Annotated in this window: 20 protein-coding genes and 1 pseudogene; 12 read left to right on the top strand and 9 right to left on the bottom strand. The window is 72.8% G+C overall.

The genetic code is table 11. From position 1 onward, the window contains the following. The first annotated feature begins 44 nt into the window (after positions 1-44). The 5 genes from ACFVUY_RS22050 to ACFVUY_RS22070 all read left to right on the top strand — a co-directional run bounded on the left by ACFVUY_RS22050 (position 45) and on the right by ACFVUY_RS22070 (position 4,183). The gene (locus ACFVUY_RS22050; RefSeq protein WP_387732277.1) at positions 45-980 is read left to right on the top strand and encodes a class I SAM-dependent methyltransferase; all 936 of its coding nucleotides are present in this window, start codon (positions 45-47) and stop codon (positions 978-980) included. After that, positions 964-1,548, top strand: coding sequence for a GNAT family N-acetyltransferase (locus ACFVUY_RS22055; RefSeq protein ID WP_387732279.1), 585 nt, complete (start codon positions 964-966; stop codon positions 1,546-1,548). The genes ACFVUY_RS22050 and ACFVUY_RS22055 overlap by 17 nt, the downstream gene beginning before the upstream one ends. A gap of 181 nt (positions 1,549-1,729) precedes the next feature. After that, a complete protein-coding gene (locus ACFVUY_RS22060) occupies positions 1,730-2,143 on the top strand; it encodes a hypothetical protein (RefSeq protein WP_387732281.1) in 414 nt (137 codons plus the stop codon). A 16-nt stretch (positions 2,144-2,159) separates the two neighbouring features. Continuing rightward, complete coding sequence (locus ACFVUY_RS22065) at positions 2,160-3,569, top strand: sensor histidine kinase (protein ID WP_387732283.1); 1,410 nt, start codon at positions 2,160-2,162, stop codon at positions 3,567-3,569. After that, positions 3,566-4,183, top strand: a complete 618-nt coding sequence (locus tag ACFVUY_RS22070; protein ID WP_387732286.1) for a response regulator — start codon at positions 3,566-3,568, stop codon at positions 4,181-4,183. The genes ACFVUY_RS22065 and ACFVUY_RS22070 overlap by 4 nt, the downstream gene beginning before the upstream one ends. Before the next feature lie 136 nt (positions 4,184-4,319). On the opposite strand, the gene ACFVUY_RS22075 is transcribed toward ACFVUY_RS22070, so the two are convergent. Further along, the gene (locus ACFVUY_RS22075) at positions 4,320-4,718 is read right to left on the bottom strand and encodes a VOC family protein (RefSeq protein ID WP_387732288.1); all 399 of its coding nucleotides are present in this window, start codon (positions 4,716-4,718) and stop codon (positions 4,320-4,322) included. Positions 4,719-4,887: 169 nt separating this feature from the next. On the opposite strand from ACFVUY_RS22075, the gene ACFVUY_RS22080 reads away from it, so the two are divergent. From ACFVUY_RS22080 to ACFVUY_RS22090, 3 genes are all read left to right on the top strand, one after another. Continuing rightward, positions 4,888-5,994: a helix-turn-helix transcriptional regulator gene (locus tag ACFVUY_RS22080; RefSeq protein WP_387732291.1), complete on the top strand. Its 1,107-nt coding sequence runs from the start codon at positions 4,888-4,890 to the stop codon at positions 5,992-5,994. Positions 5,995-6,352: 358 nt separating this feature from the next. Next, entirely contained in the window at positions 6,353-8,494 is a 2,142-nt protein-coding gene (locus tag ACFVUY_RS22085) for a HEAT repeat domain-containing protein (RefSeq protein ID WP_387732294.1), read from the top strand. A gap of 186 nt (positions 8,495-8,680) precedes the next feature. Further along, positions 8,681-10,117, top strand: coding sequence for a WGR domain-containing protein (locus tag ACFVUY_RS22090; RefSeq protein WP_387694593.1), 1,437 nt, complete (start codon positions 8,681-8,683; stop codon positions 10,115-10,117). A gap of 127 nt (positions 10,118-10,244) precedes the next feature. On the opposite strand, the gene ACFVUY_RS22095 is transcribed toward ACFVUY_RS22090, so the two are convergent. Further along, complete coding sequence (locus tag ACFVUY_RS22095; protein ID WP_387732297.1) at positions 10,245-11,261, bottom strand: NADP-dependent oxidoreductase; 1,017 nt, start codon at positions 11,259-11,261, stop codon at positions 10,245-10,247. Positions 11,262-11,372: 111 nt separating this feature from the next. On the opposite strand from ACFVUY_RS22095, the gene ACFVUY_RS22100 reads away from it, so the two are divergent. After that, positions 11,373-11,849, top strand: coding sequence for a Uma2 family endonuclease (locus ACFVUY_RS22100; protein WP_387732299.1), 477 nt, complete (start codon positions 11,373-11,375; stop codon positions 11,847-11,849). A gap of 1 nt (position 11,850) precedes the next feature. Here ACFVUY_RS22100 and ACFVUY_RS22105 read toward each other — a convergent pair whose 3' ends face one another. From ACFVUY_RS22105 to ACFVUY_RS22135, 7 genes are all read right to left on the bottom strand, one after another. Continuing rightward, a complete protein-coding gene (locus ACFVUY_RS22105) occupies positions 11,851-12,492 on the bottom strand; it encodes a hypothetical protein (RefSeq protein WP_387732301.1) in 642 nt (213 codons plus the stop codon). Positions 12,493-12,631: 139 nt separating this feature from the next. Then, positions 12,632-13,675, bottom strand: a complete 1,044-nt coding sequence (locus ACFVUY_RS22110) for an LLM class flavin-dependent oxidoreductase (RefSeq protein ID WP_387732303.1) — start codon at positions 13,673-13,675, stop codon at positions 12,632-12,634. A gap of 277 nt (positions 13,676-13,952) precedes the next feature. Beyond that, complete coding sequence (locus ACFVUY_RS22115) at positions 13,953-14,342, bottom strand: SCO5389 family protein (protein ID WP_387732305.1); 390 nt, start codon at positions 14,340-14,342, stop codon at positions 13,953-13,955. 141 nt (positions 14,343-14,483) lie between these two features. Continuing rightward, entirely contained in the window at positions 14,484-14,786 is a 303-nt protein-coding gene (locus tag ACFVUY_RS22120) for a hypothetical protein (RefSeq protein WP_387732308.1), read from the bottom strand. Continuing rightward, positions 14,787-15,059, bottom strand: coding sequence for a hypothetical protein (locus tag ACFVUY_RS22125; RefSeq protein ID WP_387732311.1), 273 nt, complete (start codon positions 15,057-15,059; stop codon positions 14,787-14,789). It lies immediately after the preceding gene. Positions 15,060-15,191: 132 nt separating this feature from the next. After that, entirely contained in the window at positions 15,192-17,738 is a 2,547-nt protein-coding gene (locus ACFVUY_RS22130) for a collagenase (RefSeq protein WP_387732314.1), read from the bottom strand. 156 nt (positions 17,739-17,894) lie between these two features. Further along, on the bottom strand, positions 17,895-18,131 hold the full coding sequence (locus tag ACFVUY_RS22135) for a transposase family protein (RefSeq protein ID WP_387732317.1): 237 nt from the start codon (positions 18,129-18,131) through the stop codon (positions 17,895-17,897). A 99-nt stretch (positions 18,132-18,230) separates the two neighbouring features. Between ACFVUY_RS22135 and ACFVUY_RS22140 the strand changes: the two genes are divergently transcribed. The 3 genes and pseudogenes from ACFVUY_RS22140 to ACFVUY_RS22150 all read left to right on the top strand — a co-directional run bounded on the left by ACFVUY_RS22140 (position 18,231) and on the right by ACFVUY_RS22150 (position 23,340). Next, the gene (locus tag ACFVUY_RS22140; protein ID WP_387732320.1) at positions 18,231-18,815 is read left to right on the top strand and encodes a hypothetical protein; all 585 of its coding nucleotides are present in this window, start codon (positions 18,231-18,233) and stop codon (positions 18,813-18,815) included. A gap of 257 nt (positions 18,816-19,072) precedes the next feature. Then, positions 19,073-19,923: pseudogene (locus ACFVUY_RS22145) on the top strand (IS5 family transposase). A 381-nt stretch (positions 19,924-20,304) separates the two neighbouring features. Further along, positions 20,305-23,340, top strand: a complete 3,036-nt coding sequence (locus ACFVUY_RS22150) for a hypothetical protein (protein ID WP_387732323.1) — start codon at positions 20,305-20,307, stop codon at positions 23,338-23,340. Positions 23,341-23,473 lie beyond the last annotated feature (133 nt).

Raw genomic sequence — 23,473 nt, forward strand, 5'->3', positions numbered from 1 at the left:
TGATGGTTGACGGCCTCCGGCTCGGGTCCGTACAGTGCCGGGCCATGGAGACGGGCGATCTTGGTCGGCGGGTGGCGGAGGATGTGGCCGGTGGCGGCGGGGTGGAAGGGCTGCGGCGGCTGTCGGGGGTGATCGAGGCGCTGGAGGAGCGGCGGACGGAGCTGGTGGAGGAGCTGCGGCGCGGGCGGGAGGCGACCTGGGAGGAGATCGGGCGGGCCTGCGGGATGACGCGGCAGGGTGCGACCAGGCGGTGGGCCGGACGGCTGCGGGCGCGGTCGTTCGGGGTGGCGGTGGACGCGTACCAGCACGGCCGGCCGGGCTATCCGCGGGCGCTGATCGGCTCGGCGGTGCCCCGGGAGGCCCGACGGGTGCTCGATCTGGGCGCCGGGACGGGCAAGTTGACCGGTCTACTGGTCGACGCGGGCCTGGACGTGGTGGCGGTCGAGCCCGACGAGGGGATGCGGGCGCGGCTGGCCGCGACGGTGCCGAAGGCGGCCGTCCGGGCGGGCTCGGCCGAGCACATCCCGCTGCCGGACGGCAGCGTCGACGCCGTGGTGGTGGCGCAGGCCTGGCACTGGTTCGACCCGGCGGTCGCGGTGCCGGAGATCGCCCGGGTGCTCACCCCCGGCGGCACGCTCGCGCTGGTGTGGAACGTCCGGGACGAGTCCGAACCCTGGGCGGCCGCCCTGGGCGTGCTGATGCACCGCGCGGCGCCGCCGCGGATCGACACCAGGCCGGTCCTCCCGGCGCCGTTCGGTGCGCCCGAGCGGCTGGAGATCGGCTGGGAGCACGTCACCACCCGGGCCGGGATCGTCGACATGGTCGCCTCGCGCAGCTATGTGATCGCGCTGCCGGAGGACCAGCGGGAGCGCCTGCTGGCCGACGTCGAGCAGTTGCTGGCCACCCACCCGGACCTGGCCGGCCGCGAGGAGATCGCCCTGCCGTACGTGACGAGGTGCACCCGTGTCCGTCTCGGCTGAACACGGTCGGCTTGCCGCGGCGCGGCCCGTGGTGCTGCGTCGGCTGGGCGTCGCGGACGCCGAACCGTACCGGGCCTTCCGGCTGGCGGCGCTGCGCGGGACGCCGAGCGCCTTCACCTCCAGCTACGCCGAGGAGGCCGGCAGGCCGCTGTCGGAGACGCTGCACCGGCTGGCCGGGGCCGAGGCCGGGCCGGGCGCGCTGATCGGCGCCTTCGACGGCGCCGGCACGCTGGTCGGCACCGCCGGGCTGAAGGTGCCGCAGCGCGGTCAGGAGCGGCACAAGGGCACGCTGTACGGCATGGCGGTGGCCCGCAGCGCCGCCGGGCGGGGGATCGGCCGCGCCCTGGTGCGGGAGGTGCTGCGCACAGCGGAGCGGGACGGGCGGCTGCGGCAGGTGCTGCTGACCGTCTCGGAGGGCAACGAGCCCGCCCTGCGGCTCTACACCGCCTGCGGCTTCGAGGTGTGGGGGCGCGAGCCGAGGGCCGTCCTGGTCGACGGGCGGGCGGTCGCGAAGCTGCACATGGTGCGCCTGCTGGACGGGGACCGGGCGGAGGCAGCCGGGCGCTGACAGGGGCGGCCGACAGCGGTCGGCTCGGAACGCTCGGCCGGTGACGGTCGGGCTGCGACGGTCGGGTTGCGAGAGTCCGTCGTCAACGGCTCGGCGGCGGCGGCCCGCTGACAATTGTCACGGTGCGCCGGTGTGCGAACACACTGCCCCCGGGAACAGGTCCACGACCAGCATGGATGCCATGAACTCCACCGACCTGCAGCACCCCGACACCCGTCGGGCCTTCCGCACCGTCCGGCGACTCGTGCTCGCCTATCTCGGCCTCAGCATCGTCACACTGGCCGCCGCCGTCGCCCTCCGTGACCACCACACGATGGTCAACGCGCCGGTGCTGGTCCGCGGCACCATCGTCGTGGCCAGCGCCGCCCTCACCCTCCTGCTGACCGTCCGGGCCGCCAACGGCTCCCGGGGCGCGTTCCGGCGGCTGCGGATCCTCTCGGCCGTCATGCTGGTCGCCATCGCCACGATCATCGCCCTGCCGGGGACCTTCCCGGTGTGGATGAAGGTCGAGCAGGGCGTCTGCGGGCTCGCCCTGCTGGGTGTGGCCGCGGTGGTCAACGGACGGCACCTGCGTAGCCTGTTCGCCAGGCTCTGAGGAGGGGGGAACGAGGGTGACCGGCCTCGACCGCGCGGGCGACGACCGCGAGCGCGACCGCGCGGGAGACCGCGCGGGAGACCGCGACCGCGCAGGCATGGACCGCGCGGGCATGGACCGCACGGGAACGGACCGCACGACCGCGGCCCCCGGACCGGGGGCCGCACCGGGCCCCGTCCAGTACTGGGGCCACGGCTGGCGGCGCCCGCTGCTGGCCAGCGGGATGATGGTCTTCCCCGCACTCACCGCCGTCGCCGTCGGCGGCACCGTCTCCGGGGCGGCCGCGGTGGCCGGGTACGCCGTGGTCGTCGCGTTCTGCCTCTGCTACGCGCTGCTGGCCCTCGCCCTCGGACTGGGGCGGCGGCGCTGGATGGCGCTACTGCTGGGGGTGATGACGGCACTGTTCCTGGCCGCGCTGCCGTTCGCCCATGAGGACGCCTTCTTCCTCGCCACCGTGGTCGTCTCCGCGGTGGCGATCCAGTGGCGCGAGCACGCCGCCCGGGTGGTGGCGGCCGGCACGCTGGCCGCGCTGGTGGTGCCCTGGGCGGTGCGCCCCTGGCACACCGGTCCGGGCGGATTCCAGGCCCTGGCCCTGCTGTTCACCTCGCTCACCTGCGGTGCCTTCGCCGGGATCGCCGCCACCAACGACGCCCTGGTCGCCGCCCGGGCCGAGGTGGCGCGGCTCGCCTCGGAGGCCGAGCGCAACCGGATCGCCCGGGACCTGCACGATCTGCTGGGGCACTCGCTCACCGCGATCACCGTCAAGTCCCGCCTCGCCCAGCGGCTCGCGGGCAAGGACCTGGACCTGGCGGTGGCGGAGATGGCGGCGGTGGAGACGCTGTCCCGCCAGGCGCTGTCCGACGTCCGCGCCGCCGTCAGCGGCTACCGCGAGGTGACGCTGGCCGGCGAGATCGCCCGCGGCCGTGAACTGCTGCGCGCCGCCGGGGTGGTGGCCGACCTGCCGACGGCGGCGGACGCGGTCGCGCCGGGGGAGCGTGAGCTGTTCGGCTGGGTGCTGCGCGAGGGGATCACCAACGTGGTCCGGCACGCCCGGGCCGAGCGCTGCTCGGTGCTGCTCACCGCCACCTCGGTGGAGATCCGCGACGACGGGGCCGCCGCCGCCCGGAGCGGACCGGGTGGACCGGGCGGTACGGACGGGACGGGCGATGCGCGCGGACCGGGCGGTACGGGCGACGCCCGGGGCAACGGCGGTGCGGGCGACGGCAAGGGCCTGACCGGGCTGCGGGAACGCGTCGCCGCGGTGGGCGGTACGGTCGAGGCCGGCCCGCTCGACCCGCGCGGGTGGCGGCTGCTGGTCACCGTCCCGCCGGGCGGCCCGGGCCCCGCCGGACCCGAAACCGTCGGGCCGGACGCCGCCGGGTCGGACCCCGGCCGGCCCGACCCCGGCCACGAAGGGACGACATGACGATCCGCCCGATCCGCCTGCTGCTCGCCGAGGACCAGGAGCTGGTCCGCACCGCGCTGTGCACCCTGCTCGACCTGGAGGACGACTTCGCCGTGGTCGCCGCCGTCGGCCGCGGCGACCAGGTCGCGGAGGCGGCGCGGGAGAACCGGCCGGACGTGGCCCTGCTCGACATCGAGATGCCCGGGCTGGACGGCCTGGCGGCCGCCGCCGTGCTGGCCCAGCAGGTCCCGTGGTGCCGGGTCGTCATCCTCACCACCTTCGGCCGCGCCGGCTACCTGCGCCGGGCCATGGAGGCGGGCGCGCTCGGCTTCGTGGTCAAGGACGCCCCGGCGGAGGTGCTGGCCGACGCGATCCGCCGGGTCGCGGCGGGGGAGCGGGTGGTGGACCCGGAACTGGCCGCCGCCACCCTCGCGGCGGGCGCCTCCCCGCTCACCGCCCGGGAGCGCGACGTGCTGAACGCCTCCCGTTCGGGCGCGGGGGTGGCCGAGATCGCCGCCAAGCTCTACCTGTCCGAGGGGACGGTCCGTAACTACTCCTCGTCGGCCATCGCCAAGACCGGCACCCGCAACCGCAGCGAGGCCCTGCGGGTCGCCGACGAGCGTGGCTGGCTCTGACCGCTGTCCCGGCCGGCAGCACCCGGCCGCCGGGCTCCGGCTCCCTCCTGCCGTCGGCGTGCGCCGGCCGCGACGGCACGGACGCGGCCGTGGTGCCGCCCACCCGGTGGAGGCGGGCGGTACGCGGGGCGTCCGGTCAGCGGGCGAACTTCGCGACGGCCGCCGGGGTGACGGGGGTGAAGAAGTTGACGAGGTTGCCGTCGGGGTCGCGGAACAGCAGCGAGCGGTTGCCCCAGGGCATCGTGGTGGGCTCGTTGACGAAGTCCGTGACGAACTCGGACAGGCTGCGGTGGACCCGGTCCACGTCGTCGACGAGGAACTCGGTGATCACGCTCTGATTGGCCGCCGGCCGGGCGGAGCCGGGGGCGAACAGCGGTACGGTGCGGACCCCGGCGATCGCGAGGGTCGCGCCCGCCGTGCGGAGTTCGGCGAAGTCCTCGGTGGCCCACCGCGCCCGGACCGCCAGGGCGCGTTCGTAGAAGTCGACCAGTCGGGCGACGTCGCCGGTGATGATGCGGATCGAAACGAAGTCCATGGGGTGTTCTCCTCGGTCATGCCAGAACGCGAAACGGATACGGAAACGGAAACGGGAGCGGAGACGGAAACGGGAGCGGCCGCGGTCGTGCGGTCATCCGGTCGTGCATTCGGCAGACTAGGAGGAATAGTGGACAGAATCGGTCCCCTATTCGTCCTAGACTTTCGTCATGTCCCGACCCACCGGCCGCGTGCTGACCCTGCTCGAACTGCTGCAGTCGGGCGGCACCCGCACGGTGGCCGAGCTCGCCGACCGGCTCGGTGTGGACGGCCGAACCGTGCGGCGCTACGTGGACCACCTGGTCGACCTCGACGTGCCCGTGGAGTCCGTACGCGGCCGGTACGGCGGCTACCGGCTCTCGCCCGGACACCGCCTGCCCCCGCTCATGCTCGGGGACGACGAGGCCCTGGCGGTGCTGCTCGGCCTGCTCACCGGCCCCAGGGCCGGACTGGCGACGGCCGAACGCACCGCGGGGGAGACCGCGGCGGCCAAGATCCGGCGGGTGCTGCCCCGGCACCTCGCCGGCCGGCTCGACACGCTCCTGGAGTCGCTCTCCTTCACGGACCGGCCGCTCGGGACCACGGACCGGCCCGGCGAGGCCGGCGCACCGGACACCGGGGTCCTGCTCACCCTCGCCGACGCGGTGCGCCATCGACGGCCGGTCGCGGTCCGGTACACCGACCGCCACGGCCGGCCCAGCGAGCGCACGCTGCATCCGTACGGGATCGTCGCCCACGCAGGCCGGTGGTACGTCACCGGCGCGGACGCGGGGATCGGCCAGGACCGGACCCTCCGGCTGGACCGGGTCACGGACGCGAGGGCCCTGCCCGGCTCCTTCGAAGCGCCGACCGGACCGGCCCCGGCCGAGCGCGTCGTGTCGGGCCTGGCCACGGCGGACTACCGGCACGAGGTGACGCTGCGGATCCGCGCGACGCCCGAGTGGATCCGCCGTCACCTCCCGGAGAGTGTCGCGATCCTGGTCGAACCCGAACCCGAACCCGAACCCGAACCCGAACCCGAACCCGAACCCGAACCCGAACCCGAACCGCGGCCGGAGCCGGAGCCGGAGCCGGAGCCCGAACCGCGGCCGGAGCCGGACGCGGACCGGAGTTCTGAGCGCTGGCTGCGCGTCGAGCTCCGGGCGGAGCGACTCGACTGGCTGCCTCCGGTGCTCGCCGCGATCGACCGTCCCTTCGTGATCGAACGGCCCGAGGAGCTGCGAGGCCTCGTCACCGCCCTCGCGGACCGCCTCGCCGCGCACGCCCGCCGGACCTGACGGATCCGCACGACTCGTACGGTGGCAGGAGCGGTCGGACGGCGGCCGCGCATCGCCGCATCGCTGCCCTCCTGAAGCCCGGGGCCCGCTCCCCGTAGGCGAATTCGAGGGAGCGGGCCCCGGTGTTTCCTCAGGGTGCCGGGAGCGTAGCGCGGGGCACTGACAATGACGCAGATGCTCGGGTTCCGGCGGTCGTGGCTCGGGCCCGGCCGACGGGCGACCGGCCCCGGCCGACGGGCGACCGGCCCCGGCCGACGCGCGGCCGTCCGGACCCGGGGCGCACCGACGGCGGCGTCCCCCCGTCACTGCCGTATTCCCCCTGGCGGCGTTGTCGGTCCCGGCTGCCAGGATCGCGCCCATGGACCTCACCACCGCCCTCGCCGGGCTCGACGACCACCCCTGGGCCACCGTCTCGCACGCCTACGGCTGCGCCGAGGACCTGCCCGACCTGCTGCGCGCGCTCGCCGAGGGCGACGACGGGGCGGCCGAGGAGGCGGTCTCCGAGCTGTACGGGAGCATCCTCCACCAGGGCACCGTGTACTCGGCCAGCGTGGACGCCGTGCCGTACCTGGCCCGGATCGCCGCCGCCGGGATCCGGACGGTGGACGTGCTGTGCCTGCTGGGCGGGCTGGCCGAGAGCGAGGACGAGTGGCAGGTCCCCGAGGGCGCCGTCCGGGCCGCCATGGTTGCCCAACTTCCGCTCCTGCTACCGCTGTTGGCCGACCCGGACGAAACCGTCCGGCGGGCCGCCGCCTGGGCCGTCGGCCACACCCGGGACGGCGCGGCCGCGCCGTCCGCCCTGGGGGAGCGCTGGACGGCCGAGCAGGATCCGGAGGTGGCCGCCGAACTGCTCGTCGCCCTCGGCCGGGTGGACCTGAGCACGGCCGCCGGGGAGGCCCGGGTGCTGCTCGGCGAGGAGACCCCGGTGCCGCTGCGGCTGGCCGCGGTCCTGGTCTGCCTGCGGAACGAGGAGCGCTGGGGGGCCGTCCACCACGCGGCCGTGCTCGGCCTGCTGCCCGCCCGCGAGCTCACCGTCGACCGCTACAGCCTTGACCAGGAGGAGCTGCTGTACACGGTCGTCGACACCCTGCTGGAGCGCGACACCGACACCGACCGCGAGGCAGCCCTCGACCTGCTGGAGGCCGCCCTGCGCGACCCGCGCCCCGAGGTGCAGGCCGAGGCCCTGTGGGCGGCCGACCACGCCTGCTACGTCTCGCGCGGCGCCCCGTCCCGGCTGATCCCGGCCGTCACCCCGCTCGCCGCCCAGGACACCGCGGCGAGCCTGCTGGCCAAGCTCGGCCCGCTCGCCGCCGAGGCCGCGCCCGTCCTCGTCGGACTCGCCGACCGGCCGAACGACGGGCCGGACGACGCGCCGAACGATGGGCCGGAGGACGCGCCGAACGACAGGCCGGACGACAAGGTGGCCGACGAGGCCCTCGCGGCGCTGGTCCGGATCGCCCCTCGGCAGGCCGCCCCGCTGCTGGCCCGTGACCTGGAGCGGCGCCCGCGGGCCCGCCACGCCGCGGGTGACTCGCGGGCCCCGGCCTTCCCCTTCGATCCGGAGCTGCTCGCCGCCGTGCGCGCCCGGCTGGCCGTCGAGGGGCTCGGTACCAACGAGACCGCCGACCTGGTCCACCTGCTGCGGCGGTGGGGTCCGCGGGCCGTCGCCGGCCTGCCCGAGCTGTGCGTGGTGCTGCCCCGCTTCCCGTACGCCGCCTCCGCGGTCGCGGCCGTCGTCGCAGGCGGCCCGCCCGAGGCGTGCGAGCGGGCCGCCGAGGCGTTGCGGGCGGAGGCGGGACAGCTCCAGGCGGCCCGCGCCCACTACGACGTCACCGGCGAGCCCGACCTCCTGCTCGCCGCCGTCACCGAACGGCTGGCGGCCTCGCGCGAACGGGCCGAGACGGCCCGGGCGGCCGCCGACCTGGGCCCGGCCGCCGCCGGACTGCTCCCGGCCCTGCTCGCCGCGGTCAGCGAGGACCCGGAGCCGACCGCCCCGCAGCTGGACGCCGACGTCGCGACGGCCCGCGCCGTCTGGCAGATCGACGGTGACGCCGAGGAGGCCGTCCGGATCCTGGCGTCCGTCCTCGACCGCACCGCCGGGAGCCGACTGTGGGCCCGTTGGACGGTGGTCGGCGCGCTGCGCGCCGCCGCGTCCCTCGGGGCGGCCGGCCGGGACCTGATACCCCGGCTGGAAGCGCTGCTCGACGACCCGGAGAAGGCCGCCGGTGCTGCCCGCGCCCTGCTCGACATCGCGGACCCCGACACCGTCGACCTCGGCCGCCTCGCCCGGGCCGCGCTCCACGCGGTCGAGACGGGCGCCGACGTCACGGGCGGCTGCGAGGCGCTGCACGCGCTGGGCGCCGCCGCCCGGGACACCGACCTGCTCCCGTACGTCGGCGAGCTCGTCGAGCGCGACGGCCGGATCGTCACCTCCGGCCTCGCGTACGACATCATCCGGGAGGACGAACGGCTGCGCGCCCTCCTGGCCGAGCTGCGCTGAGCCGAACTGCGCTGAGCCGAGCCGAGCCGCGCTGATCCGAGCTGCGCTGATCCGCGCCGCGCTGAGCCGGGGCCCGCCGGAGCCGACTGTCAGTGCCAGGCCGTAGCTTGGGAGGTGTCGGCGGGCCGGTCCCGAACCGACCCCCATCTCCGTTGCCCGAAAGGGGACTCCGTCGTGTCCGTCGCCGTGGAAGAGCAGGTCACGTACCTCGAACTGTCCGAGGACGAGGGGAGCGCGCACAAGTTCTACGAAGTGCGGCTCGCCGGCCAGGTGGTGACGGTGCGCTACGGGCGGATAGGCGAGCCCGGGCAGAGCAAGTCGACGACGTTCCCGAGCCCGGAGAAGGCGGCCGCGTCGGCGGCCAAGAAGATCGGCGAGAAGGTCCGCAAGGGCTACGCCCCGGCCGTCCGGGGCGTGCGCCAGCGCCGGGCGGTGACCAGGCGGCAGATCGTCAGCAGCCGCTCGACCGCCCGTCAGGCACCGCTGCTGTGGCGCTTCCGCTCCGGCTCGCCCGCCTTCGGGATCTTCGTCGGCGAGGAGCACGCCTGGGTCGGCAACGAGCGCGGCGACGTCTACACCCTCACCCACGACGGCGAGGTGACGGCCCGCTACGGCCTGCCGGACGGCGTCAAGTGCATCGTCGCCGACGACTGGTGGATCTACGCCGGCTGCGACGACGGCAAGGTGTACGACCTGGGCGGCAAGGTCCCGCGGGTGGCGTACGAGATCGCCCAGGACGTGGACATCTTCTGGCTCGACATCCACGACGGCGTGCTCGGCGTCGCCGACGAGCGCGGCGGGCTCACGACGGTGGACCACGAGGACGAGTTCCAGTGGCGCCGACAGGCCGACGGCCGGGCCGGCTGGATGGTGCGCTGCGACGCCGACGGCGTCTACCACGGCCACTCGCGCGGCGTCGCCCGCTACGACAACCGCAGCGGCGACCAGCGGTGGCACACCCCGACCAACGGCGAGGTGCTGTTCGGTTGGCAGGAGGCCGACGAGGTGTTCGCCGGCACCGGCCGCGGCTGGGTGCACCGGCTGCGCAAGTCGGACGGCGCCGAGGTGGCCACCTACCGCTGCGACGCCGCCGTCTTCTCCTGCGCGGCCTCCCCGGACGGCGAGTACGTCTTCGCTGGGGACAACCACTCCTCGGTGTACTGCTTCGCCGCCGACGGCACCCGGCTGTGGAAGCTCGCCACCGGCTGCGGTTCGGCGTACAGCATGCAGTACCGGGCGGGGCGGCTCTACCTGGTGACCACCGACGGCTCGCTGGCCTGCCTGGACGCCGGCGAGCAGGCGGTGCGGGCGGCCGAGGACGGCACGCTGCCGGAGACCGCCGAGATCAAGGGCGCGGGCTGGGAGCCGGTGCTGGCCGGCGCCGGGCCGGAGACGGTCGAGGTGGTCACCGCCCGGACCGGCGGCGAGGTCGAGGTCGAGTGCGTCCAGGACGGCGTCCGGCTGCGGATGCGGGTGGTCTCGCAGGGCTACGACCCGTCGTGGCGGGTGCAGTTCCCCAAGGACATCCGGATCGCCGGGGCCCGCTACCTGGTCGCCGAGGTGCGGGAGTCCGCCTCGGGCGGCTTCTACCGGGCGCGCGGCGAGATCAAGCGCCTGCTCTGACCCCGGGCTCCCGCGACCGGGCCCGGATGCCGTGTCCGACCCCGGGGCCCGGGCCCGGACCCCGGCTCCCGTGTCCGGGGCCCCGGGCGGCCGTAGGGGGGTGACGGCCGCCCGGGGAGTCCGTGCGTCAGACGAGCCGCAGCACCAGCTTGCCGGTGTTCTCGCCCCGGAAGAGCATCCCGAAGGTCTCCGGGAAGTCGTCCACGGTGCCCTCCACCACCTGCTCCTTGACCTTGATCCGGCCGCCCGCGATCCAGCCGGCGAGCTCGGCGGCCGCCTCCGGGTACCGGCGGGCGTAGTCGAACACCACGAAGCCCTCCATCCGAGCCCGCCGCACCAGCAGGGACAGGTAGTTGGACGGGCCCCGCACGGCGCCCTCGTTGTTGTACTGGCTGATGGCGCCGCAGACCACCACCCGGGCGTGCATCGCCAGGCGGGTCAGCGCGGCGTCCAGGACGGGGCCGCCGACGTTGTCGAAGTAGACGTCGATGCCGTCCGGGGCGTGGGTGCGCAGGGCCTTGCGGACGTCCTCGGCGCGGTAGTCGATCGCGGCGTCGAAGCCCAGCTCGCCGGTGAGCAGCGCGCACTTCTCCGGGCCGCCCGCGATGCCCACCACCCGGCAGCCCTTCGCCTTGGCGATCTGGCCGACCAGGCTGCCGACCGCCCCGGCGGCGCCGGAGACGACGACGGTCTCGCCCTCCTTGAGCGCCCCGACCTCCAGCAGTCCGAAGTACGCCGTCATCCCGGGGATCCCGAGGGCGCCCAGGTACGTCGACAGCGGCGCGAGCGCGGGATCGACCGTGAGCGCGCCCTTCCCGTCCGAGACCGCGTACTCCTGCACCCCGAAGGCCCCGACCACGTGGTCCCCGACCCGGAACCCCGGGTGGTTCGACGCCACGACCTCCACCACCGAGCCGGCCCGCATCACCTCGCCCAGTCCCACCGGCGGCAGGTACGAGGGCCGGTCGTCCAGCCATCCCCGCATCGCCGGATCCAGCGACACGTACCGCGTCCGCCCGAGGAACTCGCCCTCGCCCGGCTCCGGCACCGCCTCCTCCCCGTGCGCCCAGTCCTCCGGACGCACCTCCCCGACCGGTCGACTGGCAAGGCGGATCTGACGGTTGACTCCGGTGGCTCCGGCCATGACGTCTCCTGGGGCGCTCGGGCTCGACGGCTGAACGCGCCCGATTCTAAGCAAGCGCTTGTTCAATTGGCCAGAGTGGGACATCGCTGGAGACGGACTAGGCTTCGCCCCGTGGAGACCGAGATCATCGAAGGGGTCACCGTCCCGGTGACGCACTCCTGGGCGCATCAGAGCACCGTCGACCTGCTCCGCGGGCAGCTCGCCCCGGTCCTGCGGTCGAGCGGCCTGTTTTCCGGCTCCGGCGATCTGGCCCTGCCGGGCACGGCGGACCGCTACGTGCCCGACCTGGCCGTCGTGCCAACCGAACTGGCCTGGCACGAAGGGGCGTTGATGCCCGACCGGACGCTGCTGGTGGTCGAGGCGACCGAGCCTTCCAGCGCCGAGACCGACCGGACGGTGAAGCGCCGGCGCTACGCCCAGTTCGGTGCGCCGCTCTACCTCCTGGTGGACCGGCAGGAGCGGGCCTGCACGCTGTTCTCCCAGCCCGGCGCGCTCGGCTGGACCCGGGTCGAGGGGCCGCACCCGTTCGGGGTGCCGGTGCGACTGCCAGAGCCGTTCGAACTCGACCTCGACACCAGCGAGTTCTGAGTCAGTACCGGTCCGCGAGGTGGCCGTAGCCGCCGGCCGTCCAGACGACGCGGCGGAACTCCGGGAGGCTGAGGGCGGCCGTCGGCACGCCGGTGGGTACGCCGGTGGTGGGTGGGAAGTGGACGGTGCCGCAGCGGGCGCAGTACCAGGCCTGGGCCCAGAGGTGTTCGGCCCGGGGCCGGCCGGCGAGTTCGCGGTCGGCGGAGGCGCGGAGTGCGGCCGCGGCGACGAGGAGGACGGTTCCGGCGATGGCGGCGACCACCGGGATCACCACGGGGATCTCGAAGGCGTGGTGGTCCCGGACCGGTGCGGCGAAGGCGGGCGCGTCGTCGTCGAACTGCCGGGCGAAGTTCCCGGCGAAGAACGTGAAGAAGGCGATCACGAGGGCGGCGGCGCCCAGCACCGTCGCCGTGCGGCCGGGTGGCTGGTCGCGGATCGGGACGGGTGCCAGGGCGCGGGCGAGGTCGGAGACGACCTCGCGGGTCCGGTGGGCGCCGCTCCCCTGCGAGGGTCGGGTGGTGACCCGCGTCCTCCCCGCGTGGTACACGGCCGGGACGCCGCGGACCTGGTCGGTGAGCCCGCAGTTCGGGCAGGGGTGCAGGGCGGGCGGCGGCGGTACGGGTGTGGCGTGGTAGGGCCCCATCGCGGTCTCCCCCCGGGGCGGCGTCCGGCCAGGGCGGCCGTCCGTCCGTACCGGCTTGGGACGCCGTGCCGGACGCGGTGGTTGCGGCCGACTCCCGCTGCCTGTCCGCCTGTTGGGGACAGGGAAGCGGTCGGGCGGGTCAGCCCTCGGCGGGCGTCGGCTGCGGACGCCAGCCGAGGGCGGGCCCGAGCCGGGTCGCCAGGTCGGTGAGGATCTGCACGTAGTCCTCGTGTTCGAAGGTGAACGGCAGGGCGAAGGCGACCTCGTCCACTTCGCGGTAGCCGGCGTGGGCGTGCAGCCGTTCGACGAGTTCCTCGGTCGTCCCGACCAAGTCGGGGGCGAACAGCAGCCGGGCCGGGCCCTGCGGGGCGAGGGTGCGCGGGGTGCGGGCGAGGGCGTAGGCCCGGTACTTGGCGCGCTGCTCGGGGGTTGCGCTGTCGGTGGGGATGACCACCAGGCCGTGGGAGACCCGGGCGCGCTCGCCGTCGGGGTGGCGCTCGCGGAAGGCGCGGATCTGGGCGGCCTGGATGGCGGCGAAGTCGAGCGGGCCCTCCTCGCTCTCCGGCTTCACCACGCTGCTGGTGAGCAGGTTGAGTCCCTGCTCGCCGGCCCAGCGGGCCGAGCGCAGGCTGCCGGCGCCGTACCAGAGCCGGGACGCCAGGCCGGGGGAGTGCGGCTGGACGCGGCGGGAGTACACCTCGATGCCCTCGGTGCCGGCGAAGTCGGAGGCGTCCTCGCCGCGGACCAGGGCGAGCAGCCGTTCGGCGCGCCGGGGGCTGAAGTCCTCCTGCTCGCCGGTGTCCGGGTAGAGCGCGCCGCGCACCTGCTCGTAATGGGTGGGCGGGCCGACGCTGAAGCCGGGGTTGAGCCGGCCGCCGGAGAGGACGTCCACGGTGGCCAGGTCCTCGGCGAGCCGCAGCGGGTTCTCCCAGCCGAGCGGGGTGACGGCGGTGCCGAGCTGGATGCGGCTGGTGCGCTGGGTGGCGGCGGCAAGCACGGCGATCGGGGAGGAGATGCCGTACTGGAGGTGGCGGTGGCGCAGCCAGGCGCTGTCGAAGCCGAGCCGCTCGCCGAGGGTGATGAGGTCGAGGGTGGATTCGTGGCCGCGGCGGGGGTTCGCCTCGTCGAAGAGCCCGATGGTCAGGAAGCCGAGTTTCCGCAGCGGGCGAGGGGTCGGCGACATGGTGGGCTCCGCGAGGGGTGAGGGGCGGCCGGGTGAGGGCCGGTCGAGATGGCGCGTTCCGAACGTAAGCGGCCGCCGGGCCGTCCGACAAGATCGACGCACGATCCGGTCACCGGCCCGCAATACGGCGCAACACGGGTGTCACGTGCGGCGGCTCCCACCCCGGTGGGCAGGGTGGGAGCCGCCGCGATCCGGGTCGCGCCCGGGCCGGCTCGGGTCGTGCCCGGGCTCTGCTCGGGCCGTGCTCGGGCCGCGTCCAGGTCGCGTCCGGGGGCTGTCAGCAGCTGCGCAGCTCCGGGCTCTGGTTGCGGATCTGGTTGTGCAGCGAGGTGAACTCGCGGTACGCCGCGCCGTCCTCGGCGCCGGGACGGAAGGCGCCGACGCGGTGGCAGTTGACGAAGGCGAGCTTCACCCCGAAGTGGCTCTCCAGGCTGCCCCGGATCGCGTTGCTGGCGAGCGCGCGCAGCAGCTGGGCGCGCTGCTCGTCGCTGGGCGTGGTGTTGTCGGTGGTGAACTCCTCCTGGCCGGTGGCGAGTTCGGTGCTGAGCCCGGACACGACCTGGTAGGCGTACGGGAGGGAGGTGCGGACGGTCTCGAGGAAGTCGGCCTCGTCGACGCGGCCCTGCTGGGCCTGGGCGAGGAGGGCGGGGGAGACGTCGAGCGACATGGAGGTCCTCTTTCGGGGATGCGTGGGCTTCGACCGGTGGCGGGCAGCGGTGACCGGCGGAACGGGCAGCGCTCACCCGCACCGGTTATCGAAGATGAAAACCATTGCAAGAAAGACTCTCCCGGTCACCCCGACGCCGTGTCAAGCGCCGCCCCCCGAAGGACTGACGGCGGGTGGCACCGGCAGGTGGCCGACCTTGATCACGAACACCGCGATCAACACCGCCGGCGCCGCGAAGACCAGGCCCATCTGGAACGCGCTGGCGATGCCGTGCACCAGCACCTGTGAGGAGTACGGCGCCGGGAGCCGGCCGGTGGCCCGGAACTGGGCGAGCTGCTGCGGGGTGGCCTGCCGCAGGAAGGCCCCGGCCTGCTGCCGGGCCTCGTTGCGGCTGGCCGTGCCGAACACCGTGACCAGGATCGACAGGCCGAGCGAGCCGCCCACCTACTGGGTGGTGTTGAGCATGCCGGTGGCCGCGCCGGTCTCGTGCGGGGCGACGTGGGAGACGGCGGTCAGCATCACCGGGACGAAGATCGAGCCCATGCCGAAGCCGAACAGCAGGGCCGGGCCGAGGATGCCGCCGACGTAGGTGCTGTCCCGGTTCGACAGGGTCTCGCCGTATCGATGCTGACCCTTTGCTGGGCCGCCGTGGCCGGCCTGGTCGGCCGGCCACGGCGCAGACCGGACGTCCTGCTCGCCGACCGGGGCTACGACCACGACAAGTACCGGCGCCTGGTGTGGAAGCTGGGCATCAAGCCGGTGATCGCCCGCCGCAGAGGCCCACATGGATGCCCTGGCTCACGCATCCCCGGGGATGCGTGAGCCAGGGCATCCGGGCTCACGCGCCGGTCAGTACTGGGTGGTGACGGTGACGCCGCTGAAGGCGGTCTTGCCGTAGAGGGTGATGTAGCGGTAGCCGGCCGTGGTGTTGGTGACGGTCACGGTCTGGGTGGTGCCGCTGTTCGTGGAGGAGACGGCGTAGTCCGTGTTGGAGGCCCAGCGGTCCGGGCTGTAGTAGAGGTAGGCGGTCCCGGTGCCGCCGGTGGTGGAGACGGTCAGCGTGGTGGTGCCGGCCGGCATGTAGATGTACATCTGGTCCGAGCTTCCGGCGTCGGCGGCGCGGCCGGTGCGGAAGCAGTTGTAGTCCAGCTTCCGGGCGTCGGGGTCGGTGCAGGCCGCCGGTGCGGCCGGCGCGGTGACGGTGACGGTCCGGGTCGTGGTGGCCGTCTTGCCGTTGCTGTCGGTGACGGTGAGGGTGACGGTGTAGGTACCGGCAGCGCGGTAGGACTTCGACGGGGAGGCCGCGGTGCCGGTGGTGCCGTCGCCGAAGTTCCAGGCCCAGCCGGTGATGCTGCCCTTGCCGGCGGTCTCGGTGGAGCGGTCGGTCAGCTGGACGTTCAGGTCCCGCACCGTGGCGTCGAAGGCCGCCTTCGGGGTGCCCGCGGTGAGGCAGGTGTCGGTGGCGCAGGTGTCGAGCCACCTGGTGAAGTCGGCGTCGTAGGCGGTGCCGATGCCGTTGTAGTACGCGTAGGCGCGGGCGTAGTCGCCGGTGCGGAGGAAGCCGAGCATGGTCTGGACGACGCCCGGGAAGCGCTCGATCATGTAGCGGGCGGCCAGGTAGCCCCAGTGGTAGGTGCGGACGACGTCGCTGTTCAGGTACGTGCTCTGGAGCAGGGTGCTGAGCGCGTAGGTGTGCTTGGGTGCCTGGGCCACCGCGTTGAGGTCGGTGACGCCGCGGTAGGTGTAGGAGATGTACTCGGCGACGCCCTCGATCCACCACAGGTCGGGCACGCTGGTCTGCTGGTAGAAGTCGCCCTTCATGTCGTAGCGGGCGTCCAGGACGTGGGCGTACTCGTGGTTGAGGTTCCAGATCCGGGCGGTGAAGCCGTTCTCGTTCGGGTGCCGGTACATGAGGGAGACCGGCTGGTTGGCCGGGTCGCTCGGGGTCCCGGTCAGGGTGACCCCGCCGTTGTTGGTGTTCGCCTCGTACATCGCGCCGGCGTAGGTCTGGTAGTCGGCCTGACTCGCGAAGACCACGAGCTGCACGGACGACTCGTACTGGCCGGGGATGGGGCCGTTGTCGCGGACGAGGCCGTGGAAGTACGCGTCCTCGCCCTTGAGGTCGGCGCAGACGGCGGCGAGTTCGGCCGCGGTGAGGTCCTGGGCCAGGACGGTGAGGGTGGCGTTGCAGGTCTGCCTGATCGGCAGCACGGCCTTGGTCAGCCGCTGCTTCAGGTCGCAGACGCCGTAGTAGGAGCACTGGTCCTTGTCGAAGAAGGCGGCCGTGTTGGCCGTGCCGACCCACAGCGGGGCGGTGGGGCCGGTCATCGACGAGCTGTCGAGCAGGGCCTTGGCCAGCGGGCGGATCCTGGCCTGGAACGCCGGGTACTTGACGAACCGGGTCAGCTCGATGCCGGCGTTGGAGACCAGGAAGCCGGGGTAGGTGCCGAGCAGGTCGTGGTGGGTGCGGGTGAACGCGTCGAGGGTGTCGATGATGCCCGGGTCCGCGGTCACGGCGTCGACGAAGGACTTGCTCTCGTGCCCCCGGTCCAGCGCGGAGAGGGCGCTGTTGACGTACGTGAGCAGGTTCTTCGAGCTGTTGTACGCGCTGGTGTAGCCGTTCAGCACCTGCCGGTAGGTGTTCAGGTAGCGGCCCTGCTGGCCGGCGCTGTCGGTGAGGATGATGACGTCGTTGGCGACCTGGCCGTTCGCGTCGGTGACGTCCGCGGCGTGCGGGCCGGCCAGGAAGGCGTCGATGCCGCGCGCCACGGCGGCGGTCAGCGTCGCGTCGTAGGGGCCGACGTGCGCGAGGTCCCTGTCCTGCACGTAGTAGCCCGCGCGCAGGTACAGGACGACCTGCCAAGTGGCGGCGGAGTTGTCGCCGGGGTAGGAGGCGGCGGCGCTCTGGAAGGCGTCGGCCATCGTCGCCATCTGGCTCTGGCGGAACAGGGCCGAGGCGTACGGGCTGCCGCCGAGCTGGAACAGCGAGCCGATGCACTGGGGGGTCGAGGCCTTGACGTAGGACACCAGAGCGGCCCCGGTCCGGCCGGCGAAGTCGGCCGGGGTGCACGACTGGGCGGTCGGCTCCGCCGCGAGCGCGCGCGGTGCGGCCTTGGCCAGGCCCTTGTCCTGGCCGGTCTCCGCCGGCGCCGTGCCGGACAGCGGGTTGACCAGCGGCAGTTGCGCGGCGGTGAGCCCGCGGGACTGCGGCGCGCCCGGGCTCTCGGGATCGGCGAACGGACTGCCGGGAACCTCCGACGAGCTGCCGGAAGGCTGATGCGGGCTGGCAGCGACCGGTGCGGGGGTGACCGGCGTGGGGGCGGCCTGGCTCGGTCCGGCGGATATGCCGAGCAGGACGGTGCCTGCCGCGGCAGCTGCGGCCAGCAGCCTGGACATGCGTGAGAGCGGACGCATCGTCTATTCCTTTGTGGGGGAAACGCGAACGGAGCGCCACGGACGTGGGGAAGTGGGAGGCATCCGCAGCGTGTGACGCACCGTCTCACAAGATCGGCGGGGCTATCAATAGGGTGTGACATGTCACCTGTCTCGGGTTCACCTCTGCCGAAAACGGCGGCCCTGGCACACCAGGGCCTGGCAGGCGAAGCGGTGCACCCGCAGGGCAGCCGTCACGGGCCGCCCGCAGCTGGGAAGATCCGACGGATAGCGCAGGTAGGAGCCGTGGACCCGCTCCGACCACGTCCCGCAGTCCGGGCATGACGCACTCGGAGCAGCCACGCGGGCGGCGATCCGCACCACCGCACCGGACGCTTCGACACCGAAGACCTCCACCCGGGGCAGCGACGGGAACAGCGACTCGCCGAGCCACGACCACGAGCGGCCAAGCCCCGGATCGCCCTGCAGATGACCGTGGCGGCGCTGGATGCCGGAGTGAGCACGTCGTGGGTAACAGGCGACGAGACCGATGGCCAGGACCCCGGCCTGCGGGCCCGACTGGAGGCCCGCGAAGTCGGCGACGTGCTGGCGGTCTCCTGCGCGACCAAGGTGCGGATCAACCAGGGCCGCACCGCGATCCGCGCGGACGAGGCTGCTGATCGCCTGCCCGCCTCAGCCTGGCACCGGCAGAGCGCCGGTCCCGGGGCCAAGGGTCCCCGCTACTACGACTGGGCCTGGGTGCACATCGGTACCGGCGACCACCGTCACCTGCTGATCCGCCGCAACCCCACCACCAGCGAACTCGCCTTCTACCTGTGCTGGTCACCCCAGATCGTCCCGCTGTCCGAACTCGTACGAGTCGCCGGCACCCGCTGGTGCATCGAAGAATGCTTCCAGGCGGCCAAGGGCCAGGTCGGCCTGGACCACTACCAAGTCCGGAAATGGACCGCCTGGCACCGGCACGTCACCCAGGCCATGCTCGCCCTCGCGTTCCTGGCCATCGCCGCTCAGGACGCGCGGCCGACCAGACCTGCGGATCCGAACCGCCCGGCCCCCGAAGCCGAGAGTTGGTCGACCTGACCGTCCCGGAAATCCGCCGCTTGATTGGTGCGCTGTTCAGCCCCGTCATGTCCCTGCGTGCACTCCTGCACTGGTCGAACTGGCCCAGAAGCCACCAAGCTTCGGCACGTCGCAGCCACTACCGGCGGCGACTCTCCGTCCCCGCAGGCACGTAGATCGCGAAGTCGCACTGGAGTATTGGAGGGCATCTGATCTATGTTGCGGGCGGTTTGTCCAGGGGTGAGTGACCGGATCTCGGGTGGGTCGTTGCAGGGCTCGTGACTTCTCGGCGCCCGTACCGCAGTGATGTGTCCGATGCCCGGTGGGGCCTGATCGAACCGGTCCTCATAGCCTGGCGGGGCCGCCGCACCGGCCCCGGCGCGGCGGCCCGAGTTCATGACCTGCGGGAGATCGTGAACGTGATCCTCTACGTCAACCGGACCGGCATCCCGTGAGAGTACCTGCCGCACGACTTTCCGCCGTACAAGACCGTCTACGACTACTACGCCAAGTGGGAATCCGGCGGCACCACGCAGCAGGTCCACGACCTGCTGCGTGACCGAACCCGGCGGGCCCACGGCCGTGACACGCGTGCGTCTGCGGCTGTTCTGGACGCCCAGAGCGTGAAGACCTCCGGCAACGTCGCCGAGACCGACCAGGGCATCGACGCGGCCAAAAGATCAAGGGCCGTAAGCGCCACCTGGCCACCGACACCCTGGGCCTCCTGCTCGCCGTGATCGTGACCGCGGCATCGGTCCAGGACTCCGCCGGCGGCAAGCGCCTGCTCGACGAACTCGCCGCCGACCAGCCGACCGTGACCAAAGTCTGGGTCGACGGCGGCTACAACAACACCGTGACCAACCAGGGAGCCGGCCTGGGCATCGACGTCGAGGTCGTCAAACGCCCGACCGCAGCCGGCTTCCAGGCCCTGCCGAAGCGCTGGGTGATCGAGCGGACCTTTGGCTGGCTGTTGCAGCACCGCCGTCTGGCCCGCGACTACGAAGCACTGCCACAACGGTCCCGCACGATGGTCCACTGGGCCATGGCTAACAAAATGAGCCGCGCACTCACCGGAGAATCCACCCCAACCTGGCGAATCGATCCGGGTGAAACGGGCATTTCTGCATAGAAGTTGATCAGATGCCCTCTTGCTGATCGTTTCAGAAAGAGGTTCGGCGCTTCCGAAGGGCGTCCTGAAGGGAGCCGGGGCACACGTATCTGGCCTCGCCGGGCGTAGGCGCTGCGGTTTGAGGTCAGCGGGCGTGGGGTGCTCGCGGGGAAGGTCCGGTACCCGGGTAGGCGGGCGGACAACCTTCCTGGGCGGGCGTTATGGGAGGGCCGTTGAGCCGGGCACAGGTTCTGGCCAAGTTCAGTGAAGTGTGCCGCTGTTGTGATCCGCCTGTGTACTTTCGAGCGATCCGGAAGGCATCGCTTCGCTATGGGGCTGGCGCTCCATGCCCTGGCGGCCATGCCGACGTCTCCTTCATCTTCCTTGCAGATGGGAATCGTGATGAGCACTCCGAGTACCGGAACACCTGCCACCACCCCTGCAACGACTCCAGCGAGCGCGACGGCCCCGGCGAGTACGTCGCCCCAGTTCGAGGTGGACAAGACGATGCTCGACGGCCCGACGCCGAAGGACTTGCTCCCCACCACCGGCAACTACCCGACGGAGATCGTCCGGTACCGCTCGGTGGTGCTCACCGACATTCCCGGGGCGAAGCCGGCACGCGCCCTGACCGGTGCCATCGACCTCGGCGAGGAGAACATGCCGTTCTACAACCGCCCGGCCGAGGGCATGATCGTCACCACCGAGCAGAGCTGGTCGGCCCAGGGCGTCACGCTCGGCCGACTGCTGCACAGCCTCGCGCTCGCGCCCGGCGAGAGCACCAGGGTCGCGGTTGTCGACTGGCAGCGCACCACTAGGGCTACCGGCACCGAGACGGCGTCCGAGGCCGAGGCACTGTCCGGGACCACCGACCAGAACCGGTCGATCAGCGAGGTCGCGAACGCGATCGCCCGCGAGGAGCAGGACGGCAGCTCCCTGGGGTTCCAGTCCAGCCAGTCGTCCAGCTCCGGCGGCAGCGTCGGCGTCGCGTTCTTCAATATCGGCGCCGGCGGCAACTGGAGCAAGTCGTCGAACACGGGCATCGCGACGTCGGTGTCGCGCTCCACGGGCGTGAAAACAGTCGCGGCGGAGACGACGCAGCGGATCAGCGCGCGGACCCAACAGCTGGCGACCGCGGCCCGCAGCCGGAACATGACGGTCGTACGCGAGACGACGCAGACGGAGAAGGACCAGGTCCTCACCCGGGTCGTCACCAACTACAACCACATGCACGCGATGTCGGTGCAGTACTACGAGGTCGTCCAGGTCTACAGCGTCGCGACCAGGCCGACCAAGCTCGAACGCTGCCTGTTCATCCCGCTGCAGGAACTCACCTTCACCCACACCAGCCTCCAGCGGTACAAGGAGGTACTCGCGTCGGTGGCACCGGTCGACTGGGCGGCGAAGATCCGCGCGGCGAACCCGTTCGACACCGCCGTGCGCAGGCTCGACGCGTGCTCGGCACCGGAGGTGCCGACCAGGCAGGAGTTCGACGGGGTGGAACTGGCCGACATCGCCGCTTCGACGATGGGCGTGTACGGGGTGCGCAAGGCCGACGGCAGCCCGGTCCGGTTCGACCCGGCGACGCAGCGGTGGAACGCGCTGCCCACCACGGGCCTGAGCGGTGGCCTGTCCCGCATCGCACCGGGCAAGAACACCGTCTGGGCGCTCAGGGCCACCGACAACATGGTCGTCCAGTTCGACGGGACGACCTGGCGCCCCGACCCGGCGACTGGCTGGGGGCTGCGCATCGCCTGCGGCACGGACGACTCGGTCTACGTCGTCGGCACCAACAACGTGATCCACCAGCGCGGCCAGAGCTCATGGTCGAACTTGGGCATCGTGGCCGACGACATCGCCGTCACCGGCAAGGACAAGCTGTGGTACTTCCGGCAGGGGGTCGTGTACGAGCGCAGTGGCAGCAACTGGGTGCAACGCAGCGCGACGGGCGTGCAGCGTCTGTCCGCCACGTCCGACGGCGCGCTCTGGGCCGTCGTCCAGCCTCAGTCCAGCACCGAAACCATGCCCCTCCTGGTGGAGTCCGGCGCGACGACCATGGTCCGCCCCACGGCTGACGGCCTCCAGAGCGTCACCGGCCTGGCACAGATCGCCTCGGCCGCCGCCGCCGACTACTGGGTGCGGATGAACAACGGGACAGTACGCCGGATCCTGGGACGAGAGACACCCGTAGCCTTCGACGACCAGCCGAAGGAAGACTCCTCCTACGCGTCCAGAATCGACGTCTGGTCCGACGACACCGCAATCCGCGGCATCCAGATCATCTTCCCCAGCCACACCTTCGGCTGCGGCGACATCGCCGCCTCCGGCACGCAGCAGGCGACCTACACCTTCGGCGCCGCCGACAAGCTGATCTCCTACGACGCCTGGTCCGGCAAGACCGCCCGCGGCAGCCTCGCCGGGCTGCGCCTGAAGATGACCTCGGGCGTGGCCAACTTCGGCGTCGCCGCGACCAGCAACGTCGCACCCGACCTGTCCGAGGACGCCGGGGGCGCCTCGGCCATCTGCGGGCTGTTCGGCTCGACGGTGAAGTCCGGCAGCCGCACCTACGTCGCGTCGCTCGGCTTCCACGTGCGGGGCGGGAACGTGCCCCAGTCGGTCCTGGACCACCTGAACGACAACCGCCGGCACTACAGCCAGGCCGTGTGGGCCAACGCCGACGAGCTGACGCTCAGCCGCATCCTCGCCAACTACTCGTACGCCCCCGCGGGTTCGACCGCCGCGCCGGTCCCGCTCGGCATGCTGCTGGACCCGAAGCCGATCGCCGCCACCGGCAACTACCTCGGCTTCCGCTGGAACTTCGCCAGCGAGGAGGAACGACAGGAGTGGACCGACTCCCGCAAGGCGAGCGACAACACGTTCGGAGTACCGGTGACCAACACGATCGCCATCGCCACCAACGGCGTCTTCGCCGAGGCCGTCCTCGGCCGGTCCAACTCGGCCGAGAAGATCGATCTCACCCGCTTCTGGAACTGGAAGGACTCGCCCCTCCAGATCACACCGGCCGACATCGCCCCGGTGTCCACCGCCTCACGTGCGCAGAACCTCGACATCACCGCGGCCGGCATGGGCGTCTCCCAGGCGAAGTTCGCGCCGACGGTGGTGATGCCCGACCCGGTCGGCCTCCAGACGGCGCAGGCCATCGCCACCGCGAACCTGTTCCGCGACATGAGCGGCCTCAACACCATGAGCCAGGTACTCGTCAAGGGCATCGAATCCGCCGCCACCAACGACAAGGAAGCCGGCATACGCGCCCAGGAAGCCCTGAAGACCGCCACCGAACACCTCCAGAAGATGGCCCAGATCGCGGTCGACGCGGCCGGCAAGGCGGCACCGGCCGCGACCGGCGGCGCCAGCAACCTCAGCGCCCTCGGCGGCATGCTCAACCAGGGCAGCAAGGCCGCCGCGGACACCAAGTAGCAGTTCAAGGCACCGTCCAACGGCCGGCTCTCGCAGAGCAAAAAACCTGATCACCGCGCGGGGCGGGCCCGGGGGGCCCCCCCCGCCCCCCCCCCCCCCCCCCCCCCACCCACCAAACGGGGGGGGGCGAATT

Source organism: Kitasatospora sp. NPDC058063, assembly GCF_042885395.1.
Taxonomy (GTDB): Bacteria; Actinomycetota; Actinomycetes; order Streptomycetales; family Streptomycetaceae; genus Kitasatospora; species Kitasatospora lactacystinica.

Excerpts from the sequence above, each read along its gene's own strand:
- ACFVUY_RS22050 (WP_387732277.1), top strand. The coding sequence starts at position 45 with ATGGAGACGGGCGATCTTGGTCGGCGGGTGGCGGAGGATGTGGCCGGT.
- ACFVUY_RS22060 (WP_387732281.1), top strand. The coding sequence starts at position 1,730 with ATGAACTCCACCGACCTGCAGCACCCCGACACCCGTCGGGCCTTCCGC.
- ACFVUY_RS22070 (WP_387732286.1), top strand. The coding sequence starts at position 3,566 with ATGACGATCCGCCCGATCCGCCTGCTGCTCGCCGAGGACCAGGAGCTG.
- ACFVUY_RS22075 (WP_387732288.1), bottom strand. The coding sequence starts at position 4,718 with ATGGACTTCGTTTCGATCCGCATCATCACCGGCGACGTCGCCCGACTG.
- ACFVUY_RS22080 (WP_387732291.1), top strand. The coding sequence starts at position 4,888 with ATGTCCCGACCCACCGGCCGCGTGCTGACCCTGCTCGAACTGCTGCAG.
- ACFVUY_RS22085 (WP_387732294.1), top strand. The coding sequence starts at position 6,353 with ATGGACCTCACCACCGCCCTCGCCGGGCTCGACGACCACCCCTGGGCC.
- ACFVUY_RS22095 (WP_387732297.1), bottom strand. The coding sequence starts at position 11,261 with ATGGCCGGAGCCACCGGAGTCAACCGTCAGATCCGCCTTGCCAGTCGA.
- ACFVUY_RS22105 (WP_387732301.1), bottom strand. The coding sequence starts at position 12,492 with ATGGGGCCCTACCACGCCACACCCGTACCGCCGCCGCCCGCCCTGCAC.
- ACFVUY_RS22110 (WP_387732303.1), bottom strand. The coding sequence starts at position 13,675 with ATGTCGCCGACCCCTCGCCCGCTGCGGAAACTCGGCTTCCTGACCATC.
- ACFVUY_RS22115 (WP_387732305.1), bottom strand. The coding sequence starts at position 14,342 with ATGTCGCTCGACGTCTCCCCCGCCCTCCTCGCCCAGGCCCAGCAGGGC.
- ACFVUY_RS22130 (WP_387732314.1), bottom strand. The coding sequence starts at position 17,738 with ATGTCCAGGCTGCTGGCCGCAGCTGCCGCGGCAGGCACCGTCCTGCTC.
- ACFVUY_RS22150 (WP_387732323.1), top strand. The coding sequence starts at position 20,305 with ATGAGCACTCCGAGTACCGGAACACCTGCCACCACCCCTGCAACGACT.